Annotated in this window: 8 protein-coding genes; 6 read left to right on the plus strand and 2 right to left on the minus strand. The window is 65.3% G+C overall.

The annotated features are described in order from the left end of the window. Positions 1-285: 285 nt before the first annotated feature. The 5 genes from xdhA (at position 286) to guaD (ending at position 7,907) form a co-directional block, all read left to right on the plus strand. Positions 286-1,833, plus strand: a complete 1,548-nt coding sequence (gene xdhA, locus AB4Y32_RS14700; protein WP_368722013.1) for a xanthine dehydrogenase small subunit — start codon at positions 286-288, stop codon at positions 1,831-1,833. Further along, positions 1,830-4,259 carry a xanthine dehydrogenase molybdopterin binding subunit gene (gene xdhB, locus AB4Y32_RS14705; protein ID WP_368722014.1) on the plus strand — a complete coding sequence of 810 codons (2,430 nt, stop codon included), beginning with the start codon at positions 1,830-1,832 and terminating at the stop codon, positions 4,257-4,259. Before xdhA ends, xdhB begins: the two co-directional genes overlap by 4 nt. Positions 4,260-4,359: 100 nt before the next feature. Continuing rightward, complete coding sequence (gene xdhC / locus AB4Y32_RS14710) at positions 4,360-5,370, plus strand: xanthine dehydrogenase accessory protein XdhC (RefSeq protein WP_368722015.1); 1,011 nt, start codon at positions 4,360-4,362, stop codon at positions 5,368-5,370. A 130-nt stretch (positions 5,371-5,500) separates the two neighbouring features. Continuing rightward, positions 5,501-6,541 (plus strand): adenosine deaminase, encoded by a 1,041-nt coding sequence (locus AB4Y32_RS14715; protein WP_368722016.1) that lies wholly within the window; start codon positions 5,501-5,503, stop codon positions 6,539-6,541. A 28-nt stretch (positions 6,542-6,569) separates the two neighbouring features. Continuing rightward, positions 6,570-7,907: a guanine deaminase gene (guaD, locus tag AB4Y32_RS14720; protein ID WP_368722017.1), complete on the plus strand. Its 1,338-nt coding sequence runs from the start codon at positions 6,570-6,572 to the stop codon at positions 7,905-7,907. A 91-nt stretch (positions 7,908-7,998) separates the two neighbouring features. On the opposite strand, the gene AB4Y32_RS14725 is transcribed toward guaD, so the two are convergent. After that, positions 7,999-9,246, minus strand: a complete 1,248-nt coding sequence (locus tag AB4Y32_RS14725) for an NAD(P)/FAD-dependent oxidoreductase (RefSeq protein ID WP_368722018.1) — start codon at positions 9,244-9,246, stop codon at positions 7,999-8,001. Positions 9,247-9,372: 126 nt separating this feature from the next. On the opposite strand from AB4Y32_RS14725, the gene AB4Y32_RS14730 reads away from it, so the two are divergent. Further along, positions 9,373-10,113 (plus strand): class I SAM-dependent methyltransferase, encoded by a 741-nt coding sequence (locus AB4Y32_RS14730; protein WP_368722019.1) that lies wholly within the window; start codon positions 9,373-9,375, stop codon positions 10,111-10,113. A 109-nt stretch (positions 10,114-10,222) separates the two neighbouring features. Here the strand turns inward: AB4Y32_RS14730 and AB4Y32_RS14735 are convergent, their stop codons facing one another. After that, positions 10,223-10,651 carry a hypothetical protein gene (locus tag AB4Y32_RS14735; protein ID WP_368722020.1) on the minus strand — a complete coding sequence of 143 codons (429 nt, stop codon included), beginning with the start codon at positions 10,649-10,651 and terminating at the stop codon, positions 10,223-10,225. Between the last annotated feature and the right edge of the window lie 84 nt (positions 10,652-10,735).

Raw genomic sequence — 10,735 nt, forward strand, 5'->3', positions numbered from 1 at the left:
GCGAGCGCATCGCCCAACAACCTGCCCCCCCCCAAGCGCCAACCACGCAAAGCCTCACGCCATAAGGCTTCACGCCCTTTTTCGGCACGCCCGCGCCTCGCTCGCATCCTCAATGCCGCGCCCCTCATGACCGCTCACGAATAACCCCCATTCGCGCCCGGAAATATTTTTGGGACAAAGTGGTGTTATGTTCAGTCATGGATGGCGATCTACGTGCGCGAGGCCGGCTACGGCGCGACCCCATGCGTAACGCGCGCCTGGTCCGCAATGTCTTCAGGATTCGCCGTGACAACGCAAACCATCCGTTTCTATCACCAGGGGACCGTCCGCGAAGTCGCCGACGCGCCCGCTTCGCGCACCGTGCTCCAGCATCTGCGCGACGATCTGCATTGCACGGGAACCAAGGAAGGCTGCGCGGAAGGCGATTGCGGCGCCTGCACGATCGTCATCGGTGAAGTCGATGCGCACGGCGGGCTTTCGCTCAAGGCAGTCAACGCGTGCATCCAGTTTCTTCCCACGCTCGACGGCCGTGCGCTCTTCACCGTCGAAGATCTGCGCGCCGCGAACGGCGCTCTGCACCCCGTCCAGCAGGCGATGGTCGATTGCCACGGCTCGCAGTGCGGGTTCTGCACGCCCGGCTTCGTGATGTCGATGTGGGCGCTGTACGAAAACCAGCCCGTGGGCGCGGGCCTGCCCACCCGCGACGAGATCAACACTGCGCTTTCCGGCAATCTGTGCCGCTGCACCGGCTACCGGCCAATCGTCGAAGCGGCGCAGAAGATGTTCGACGAGCAGCAGTATCCGCGCGTCGCGCTCGACCGCGCCGCCGTCGTCGGCGCGCTCCGTTCGATCCAGCGCGAAGGGACGTTCGAATACACAGCACCCGACGCGCGCGGCGCCGCATTCGGCTCGGCGACGTTCTTCGCCCCCGTCACGCTCGACGCCTTCGCGACGCTGCGCGCGCGGCACCCGCACGCACGGCTGCTCGCGGGCAGCACCGACGTCGGCCTGTGGGTCACGAAGCAGTTCCGCGACCTGGGCGACATCCTCTACATCGGCAACGTCGCCGAACTGAAGACGATCGAGAGCGACGCGCAGACGCTGACGATCGGGGCGGCCGCATCGCTCGAAGACGCCTACGCGGCGCTGACGGCCGATTACCCCGAACTCGCCGAACTGTGGACGCGCTTCGCGTCGCTGCCGATCCGCAACGCAGGCACGCTCGGCGGCAATGTCGCGAACGGCTCACCCATCGGCGATTCGATGCCGGCGCTGATCGCTCTCAACGCGCTCGTCGTGCTGCAACACGAGCACCAGACGCGCACGATGCCGCTCGACGCGTTCTATGTCGGCTATCAGAAGACTGCACTGGAGCCAGGCGAATTCGTCGCCGCGATCCGCGCGCCGCGCCCCGCGCCGGATCTGCGCTTTAGGACCTACAAGGTGTCGAAGCGCTATGACCAGGACATCTCGGCCGTGTGCGCCGCGTTCGCGCTGCGCATCGACGACGGCATCATCGCCGATGCGCGCGTCGCGTTCGGCGGGATGGCCGCGACGCCGAAGCGTGCGCCGCATGCCGAGGCCGCGCTCAACGGCGCGCCTTGGGACGATGCGACCGCGCGACGGGCGATGGAAGCGCTCGCCGCCGACTATCAGCCGCTCACCGACATGCGCGCGTCGGCCGAGTACCGGCTGAAAGTCGCGCGCAATCTGCTGTGGCGCTTCCATCTGGAAACGCGCGACGCCGCCCCGCTCGCGCTCCGCGACGTCAACGCATTCGCATTCGATGCAGGCGCGAATCACGCCGCGCCCGCGCAGGAGCCGACGTCATGAACAAGCAGACGGATGCCTTCATCCATCAGGCCGCGCCAGCCGAACATCAAACGGCGCAAGCCGCGATCGGCGTGCCGCTGCCGCACGAATCGGCGGCGCTGCACGTGAGCGGCGAAGCGACCTACACCGACGACATCCCCGAGCTTCAGCAGACGCTGCACGCGGCGCTCGGCCTGTCGCGGCACGCGCATGCGCGCATCGTGTCGCTCGATCTCGATGCCGTGCGCGCGGCGCCCGGCGTCGTCGCCGTGCTGACGGCCGACGACATCCCCGGCGAAAACAATTGCGGCCCAGTGCTGCACGACGATCCGATTCTCGCGGACCGCGACGTGCTGTATCTCGGGCAGCCCGTCTTCATCGTCGTCGCGCGGAACCATGAACTCGCGCGGCGCGCGGCGGCGCTTGCGAAGAGCGACGACGTCGTGCGCTATGAGCCGCTCGAAGCCGTGCTCACCGCCACCGAAGCGAAGGCGAAAAAGCAGTACGTGTTGCCGCCGTTGCATCTGAAGCGCGGCACGCCCGCCGAGAAAATCGCCGGTGCGCCGCACCGGATCGCGGGCACGTACGAAGTGGGCGGGCAGGAGCAGTTCTATCTGGAAGGCCAGGTCGCGTATGCCGTGCCGAAGGAAATGGACGGCATGCTCGTCTATAGCTCGACGCAGCATCCGAGCGAGATGCAGCACGTCGTCGCGCATATGCTCGGCTGGCCGACACATAACGTCGTGTGCGAATGCCGTCGGATGGGCGGTGGCTTCGGCGGCAAGGAATCGCAATCGGCACTGTTTGCGTGCGCTGCGTCGCTCGCCGCGCATCGGTTGCGCCGCCCGATCAAGCTGCGCGCCGATCGCGACGACGACTTCATGATTACCGGCAAGCGTCACGATGCCGTCTATGAGTACGAAGCCGGCTTCGACGACGATGGCCGCATTCTCGGCGCGCGCGTCGAGATCGCGCTGCGCGCGGGCTTTTCGGCGGATCTTTCCGGTGCCGTCGCGACGCGCGCCGTCTGCCACTTCGACAACGCGTATTACCTGCCGGACGTCGAGATCGTCGCGCTGCCGTGCAAGACGAACACGCAGTCGAACACCGCGTTTCGCGGTTTCGGCGGGCCACAGGGCGCGCTCGTGATGGAAGTGATGATGGACGGCATCGCGCGCGAACTGAAGCGCGATCCGCTGGAGGTGCGCCGCGCGAATTTCTACGGCATCGGCGAGCGCAACGTCACGCCGTATGGACAGACTGTCGAGGACAACATCATCGCGCCGCTGACGGATGACCTCATCGAATCGAGCGATTACCACGCGAGGCGCGAAGCGATCGCCGCGTTCAACGCGACGAGTCCTGTTCTCAAGCGCGGCATCGCCTATACGCCCGTGAAGTTCGGCATCTCGTTCAATGTGCCGTTTCTGAATCAGGCGGGCGCGCTCGTGCACGTCTACAAGGACGGCTCGGTGCTCGTGAACCACGGCGGCACCGAAATGGGCCAGGGCCTCAACACGAAGGTCGCGCAAGTCGTCGCGAACGAATTCGGACTGCCGCTCGCGCACGTGCGCGTGACGGCCACCGATACGTCGAAGGTGGCGAACACGTCGGCCACCGCTGCATCGACGGGCAGCGACCTGAACGGCAAGGCCGCCGAAGCCGCAGCGCGCACGATCCGCGAAAGGCTTGCCGCGCTGGCCGCGAAAGAACTCGGCGGCAGCACGGAAGACGTGACGTTCGCGAACGGCGCGGCGCACTCGAACGGCGCATCGATTCCGTTCGCGCAACTGGTCGGCGCGGCCTATCTGGCGCGCGTGCAGTTGTGGTCCGACGGCTTCTATGCAACGCCCAAAGTGCACTGGGACGCGAAGACGCTGACGGGCCATCCGTTCTACTACTTCGCGTATGGCGCGGCCGTCTCCGAAGTCGTGATCGACACGCTGACGGGCGAGTGGAAGCTCGTGCGTGTGGACGCATTGCACGACGCCGGCCAGTCGATCAACCCGGGCATCGATCTCGGCCAGGTCGAAGGCGCATTCATTCAGGGCATGGGCTGGCTCACGACTGAAGAGCTCTGGTGGAATCGCGATGGCCGGCTGATGACACACGCGCCGTCGACGTACAAGATTCCCGCCGTCAGCGATACACCCGCCGCGTTCAACGTGAAGCTGTACCGCAACGTGAACGCCGAGCCGACCGTGTTCCGCTCGAAGGCCGTCGGCGAGCCGCCGCTGCTGCTGCCGTTCTCGGTGTTTCTCGCGATCCGCGATGCCGTCGCCGCGACGGCACCCGATGCCGCGCATGCGCCCGTCCTGCGCGCGCCCGCGACGCCCGAGGCGATACTCGATGCGATCGACGCGCTGAAGCCCGCTGCAACGATCGCCACGACGACCAGCCCAAAGTCATCCGAGACCGCGCCCGCCGGCGCGGGCACGACGGCATAGCGAATGCGCCGGAAAAAGCGCCACGCGGCACGACCGCGAGGCGCACGAAATCAACCGGCTGCGCGGCCATCCCGCGCGGCCCCGTATGGAGAACTGCCGGATGCACGCCTGGCTCACCGATCTGCAACAACTGCTCGCGCACGGCGACGCCGTCGTGCTCGTGACGGTCGCCCGCGCCGAAGGCTCGGCGCCGCGCGATGCCGGCACGAAGATGATCGTCACGCGCGACTCGGCGCGTCACACGATCGGCGGCGGGCACCTCGAATGGAAAGCGATCGAAGGCGCGCGCCAGGTGCTGCGCGACGGCATGCGCACGCCGAACATGCGGCGGCTCGAGCGTTTCGCGCTCGGCCCGAGCCTCGGCCAGTGCTGCGGCGGTGCCGTCGTGCTCGCGTTCGAGCGGCTCGATATCGGCGACCTGGGCTGGGTCACGTCGCTGGCGAAGCGCGTCGCGGCGGGCCGATCGGTGGTGCGTAGCGTATCATTCGGGCCCGCAGCCGATGCGGTGATGCTGTCCGATCCGGAGCCGGGCGTCGAAAGCGCCGATTGCCTGCTGTGGGACGGCGCGGGTTTCGACGACAGCAGCGCTTTGCTCACCGAAACCATCGCACCGCGCGATTTCCCCGTCGTGCTGTTCGGCGCGGGGCACGTGGGCGCGGCGCTCGTGCGCGTGCTCGCGACGCTGCCCTGCCATGTGCGCTGGGTCGACGAGCGCGACGCGCAGTTCCCGCCGCCCGACACGCTCGGCGCGCCGAACGTGGTCATCGACGCGAACGACGCGCCCGACGAAGCCGTCGACAAAGCCGCGCCCAACACGTACTTCATCGTGATGACGCACAACCATGCACGCGACCTCGATCTCGCCGAGCGCATCCTGCGACGCGGCGACTTCGCGTTCTTCGGCATGATCGGCTCGCACACGAAGCGCAAGCAGTTCGAGCACCGGCTCGCCGCGCGCGGCTTCGACCCTGCGCTCGTCGCGCGGATGAAGTGCCCGCTCGGCGTGGACGGAATCGTCGACAAGTCGCCGGAAATCATCGCGATTTCAGCGGCGGCGCAACTGCTGCAAGCCGTCGAGGCCAACGCGGCGCGCGCGGCGCAGACGGCCTGAAACGCGACAGGCACAAGCGAGCGCGGCAACTAACACGGCAAGCAAGCATCGAAGACACTGCGGAACGCGACGCCTGACCAGCCATCGGGTGTTGCAGCTTTACATCGATAACTCGAATCATTGACCGACCATGACGACAACCACACTTTCTCCGCTGGCTCACAAGACGAAGGGCGCACCGAAGGCCGAGCTGCACATTCATATCGAAGGCTCGCTCGAACCGGAGCTGATCTTCAGGCTCGCCGAACGCAACGGCGTGAAGCTCGCGTATGACTCGATTGAAGCGCTGCGCGCCGCGTATGCGTTCACCGATCTGCAATCGTTTCTGGACATCTACTATGCAGGCGCAAGCGTGCTGCTGAAGGAAGACGACTTCTACGACATGACGATGGCCTACGTCGGGCGCGCGCTCGCGGACAACGTCGTGCACACGGAAATCTTCTTCGATCCGCAGACGCACACCGAGCGCGGCGTGCCGATTGCGACCGTCGTCGCGGGCATCGAGCGCGCGCTGGCCGAAGCCGAGCAGCGCGGCCTCACGAGCAAGCTGATCCTGTGCTTCCTGCGCCATCTGTCCGAAGACGATGCGCTCGCGACCTTCGATGCCGCGCTGCCGTTGTTCGATCAATACGCACACAGGCTGATCGGCGTCGGCCTCGATTCGTCGGAGCGCGGCCATCCGCCGTCGAAGTTCGAGCGCGTATTCGCGAAGGCCCGTGCGAAAGGCCTGAAGCTCGTCGCGCATGCGGGCGAAGAAGGCCCGCCGTCGTACATCTATGAAGCGCTCGATCTGCTCAAGGTGGACCGCGTCGATCACGGCGTGCGCAGCATCGAAGATCCGGCGCTCGTCACGCGCCTCGCCGACACGCGCGTCGCGCTCACTGTCTGCCCGCTGTCGAACCTGAAGCTGTGCGTGTTCGACGACCTGACCAAACACACGCTGAAGGCGCTGCTCGATCAGGGCGTCGCCGTCACCGTGAATTCCGACGACCCCGCCTACTTCGGCGGCTACGTCAACGCAAACTACCTCGCGACGATCGAAGCCCTCAAGCTCGGCGACGACGAGGTGTACACGATCATCCGCAACGGCTTCGAGGCATCGTTCGTGACGCCCGCGGAGCGCGACGCGATGATCGCCAGACTCGATGCGCACTGGCGCGCATCAGCATGATTCATACAGTTCGGAGACGGTTTCACTCATGACTCAAACGGCTTATCGCGCGCAACTGCTGACGTTCAACGGCGATCCTGCGCAATCGTCCAACGCAGCCATCTTCGACGAAGACGGGCTTCTGATCGTCGAAGAAGGACATGTCGTCGCGGCGGGCGCGTATGCGTCCGTTGCGTCACAACTCGCGCCCGTAACGCAAGTGGTCGAGATGCGCGACAAGCTGATCGTCCCCGGTTTCATCGATACGCACATCCACTTCCCGCAGACGGACATGATCGCGTCGCCGGCGCCGGGGCTGTTGCCGTGGCTCGACACGTACACGTTCCCGACCGAGCGCGGCTTCAGCGATCCCGCCGTTGCGCAAGACACGGCGCGCTTTTTCATCGACGAACTGCTCGCGTGCGGCACGACGACGGCGCTCGTCTATTGCACCGTGCACAAGCAGTCGGCTGACGCGCTCTTTACGGAAGCGCAAGCGCGCAATGTGCGGATGATCGGCGGCAAGGTGCTGATGGACCGCAACTGCCCCGAGTTCCTGCGCGACACCGCGCAATCGGGCTACGACGACAGCGCCGAGCTGATCGCGCGCTGGCACAACCACGGTCGCCAGATGTACGCGCTGACGCCGCGTTTCGCGCCGACATCGACGGAAGCGCAACTCGAAGCGACGGGCGCGCTCGCGAAGCTGCATCCCGATGTGTTCATCCAGAGCCACGTCGCTGAGAATCACGACGAAGTGAAGTGGGTCGCGAGCCTCTTTCCCGGTCATCGCAGCTACCTCGACATCTACGATCACTACGGTCTTCTGCGCCCGCGCGCCGTTTATGGACACTGCATTCATCTCGATGCCGAAGACCGCCGACGCATGGCCGAGACGCGCACGGTCGCATCGCACTGCCCGACGTCGAACCTGTTCCTCGGCAGTGGTCTGTTCGATTTCGACAAGGCTGACGAATCGCGGATGCCCATCGCGCTCGCGACGGATGTGGGCGGCGGCACGTCGTTCTCGATGCTGCAGACGATGAACGAAGCGCACAAGGTCGCGCGCCTGGGCGGCCATCATCTGACGGCGACGCGCATGTTCTGGCTTGCGACGGCGGGCGCGGCGGAAGCGCTCGACCTCGGCGACAGGATCGGCACGCTCAAGCCGAAGTCGGAAGCGGACTTTATCGTGCTCGACCCGAAGGCGACGCCGCTGCTCGCGCGGCGCACCGCACGCACGGAAACGCTCGAAGAACTGCTGTTCGCGTTCGCGCTGCTCGGCGATGACCGCGCCGTGTACGAGACCTATGCGGCGGGCCAGCGCGTGCATCGGCGCGACGACGCACGCCAGCATGCGGCGGGAAAGGCGCGCATCGCGGCTTGACGGTTTTCAGCGAGCCGTATTGCCGATGTGCGCTGACGTGAAAACGGCGCTTCGTGGGTTCGCGAAGCGCCGTTCGTCCGCCTTTCGTCATCTACGCCTGCTGCCTGCAAAGCTCATGCAGCGCATTCAATCTGCGAGCCGGGTCCGCGACATACGGATTCGTCTCGTCCCACGCGTAGCCTGCGAGCACCGCGCTGATCATGCGCCGGATCGAAGGCGTCTGGTCGCGATAGAAGATGACGTCCTGCAACTCGCCCGTGTACCAGCGCTCGACGAATGCGCGGAACGCATCGATGCCCTTTCTCAGCGGCATGTCGTACGCCTGCTGCCAGTCGACCGTCTCGCCGTTCAATTGACGCTCCAGCGTCGTCACGGCCAGATGCGCGGAACGCAGCGCGATCGTCACGCCCGATGAGAACACCGGGTCCAGGAACTCGCCCGCATTGCCGAGCAGCGCGAAGCCCGGTCCATGCAGCCGCTCGACATTCGCCGAATAGCCGCCGATATGTCGCACGGGCATCAGGAACGGCGCGTTGCCGATCAAGCGGTTCAACGTCGGCTCGCTCTGGATCAGCGTGCGCAGCTTCGCTTCGCGCTGCGCTTCCGGCACATCGAGAAACGAAGCCTCCGCGACACAGCCCACCGACGACCGGCCATTCGCCAACGGAATCATCCAGTACCACACATCGCGATGCTCGGGATGCACGGCGACCGTGATCTTGTTGCGATCATGCGCGTCGACGGGGATGCCGTCGCGCACATGCGTGAAGATCGCGGCGCGCGTCGGCATGCGCGTCGGCGCTTCGAGATTCAACAGACGCGGCAGCACGCGACCGAATCCGCTCGCATCGAGCACGAAGCGCGCGTGCACTTCGTAGCGGTTGCCCGCTTCCTCGGTCACGTCGAGCACGGGCGCGTCGCCCGTCTTCATCGCGAGCACCGTGTGGCCGAAGCGCACGTCGGCGCCCTGCTGCGCCGCGCAGCGGATCAGCAGATCGTCGAACACGGCACGCTCGACCTGATACGTCGTGCCCCAGCCGGCCGAATGCTTGTCGCGGAAGTCGTAGGCGGAACTCTGTTCGCGGTACACGAACTGCGCGCCGTTCTTGTACTGGAAGCCCGCTTCGACGACCGCCTGCAGCATGCCCGCTTCTTCGAGGTACGCCATGCTCTGCGGCAACAGGCTCTCGCCAATCGAGAAGCGCGGAAAGTGCTGGCGTTCCAGCACGAGCACCGAGCGCCCCGCCTTGCGCAGCAGCGCCGCGGCAACGGCCCCCGACGGCCCCGCTCCGATAATGGCCACATCCACGGCGGCGTTCAGCGACGAATCCGTATTCATCGATCTTCCTTCAAATAACCCATCATTGCGTATTGCACACGCGACATCTGCTAGACCCACCAGCGATTACAATGTCGCGCAACCTTCAAGAAATCAAACCAGGACCAACGATTCACGGGGAACAACGTGCAGTCCACCGAAACATCCAGCGTGCCCTTCGTCCCGGAGACGGCCTTCGGCGTCTGGTTCCTCCGCACCCATACCTGGGAACATCATGTGCTGCGCGTCGCGATCAACGATCTGAAGCGACTGATCGATACGCCGCTGCCCGCCTCGCCCGTGATCGTCGATGCCGGATGCGGCCAGGGTATTTCATTCCGGCTGCTCGCGCAAACGTTCAAGCCGGCGCGCATCGTCGGCGTGGACTTTCATCGCGCGTCACTCGGGCTTGCCGCGCAATCCGCGCGCAACTGCCGCGGTCACGCCGATACCCGTTCAACGCAGATCGAACTGCTGCATGGCGACTGCGCGAATCTCCCATTGCCCGATGCAAGCGCCGACATCGTGTTCTGCCATCAGACGTTCCATCATCTCGTCGAACAGGAACGTGCGCTCGCCGAATTCCGCCGCGTGCTGAAACCTGGCGGCGTGCTGCTGTTCGCCGAATCCACCGACGCGTACATCAAGTCCTGGGTGATCCGCCTGCTCTTCCGTCACCCGATGCACGTGCAAAAAAGCGCAGACGGTTATCTCGACATGATCCGTCGAGGCGGCTTCACGTTCGGCGCGCGCAACGTGTCGCTGCCGTACCTTTGGTGGAGCCGCGCGAAGGACTTCGGGCTGCTCGAACGTCTGCGCATCTATACGCCGAAGCCCGGCAAGCGCCGCGAAACGCTCGTCAACGTCGCGGCCGTCAAGACGGCCTGATCGTATCGAGGAGTGCCGGGCATCCGCGATGTCCGGCGGCGTCCTCACGCGTCAGCAATCACCGCGCCTGCTCCAAGGGTGAACGCCGTTGCGCTTTCGCGCAGGACGTTTAGTTCGCTTCGAGCGTCACGACATCGCCACGCACGGCAAGCGTCGATCCATTCAGACTCGCGCCGCAAGTGAACTCCGTTGCGGATGCCGTGATCGTGCTTTGAAAACGCGTCTTTACGTTGATGACGGCATTCGCATGATGCTCGCGCGCATAGTCGCGCAGTTGTTGAAGCGCCTTCGTCAGCGCGAGATTGCAGGTCGCCTCCTTGCTGTTTTCCGGCTGGCGATTCACACGCACCGCAAACTCCTTGTTGCCGAACGTCTGCTTGACGGGCGCATGCGCATCGTCACCGAAATAGAGCGCGACGTCCTGCGCGTTCCGTGTCTGCAACGCGGCCGGCATCGGCAGCGAACTGATCCTGGTCGTGCAGCCTGCCTGCGTCAACAGAACGGCCGCCACCAGCCCCAACGTCATTTTCGTTTTCATTGTTCGACTTCCTTTTATCGTTGTTTATCGCGTGCTACTGCACTCGTGTGCCTGTGATTTGTCCTGGGTTCGGTCCCGAGTTTC

Source organism: Paraburkholderia phymatum, from assembly GCF_040965635.1.
Taxonomy (GTDB): Bacteria; Pseudomonadota; Gammaproteobacteria; order Burkholderiales; family Burkholderiaceae; genus Paraburkholderia; species Paraburkholderia phymatum_B.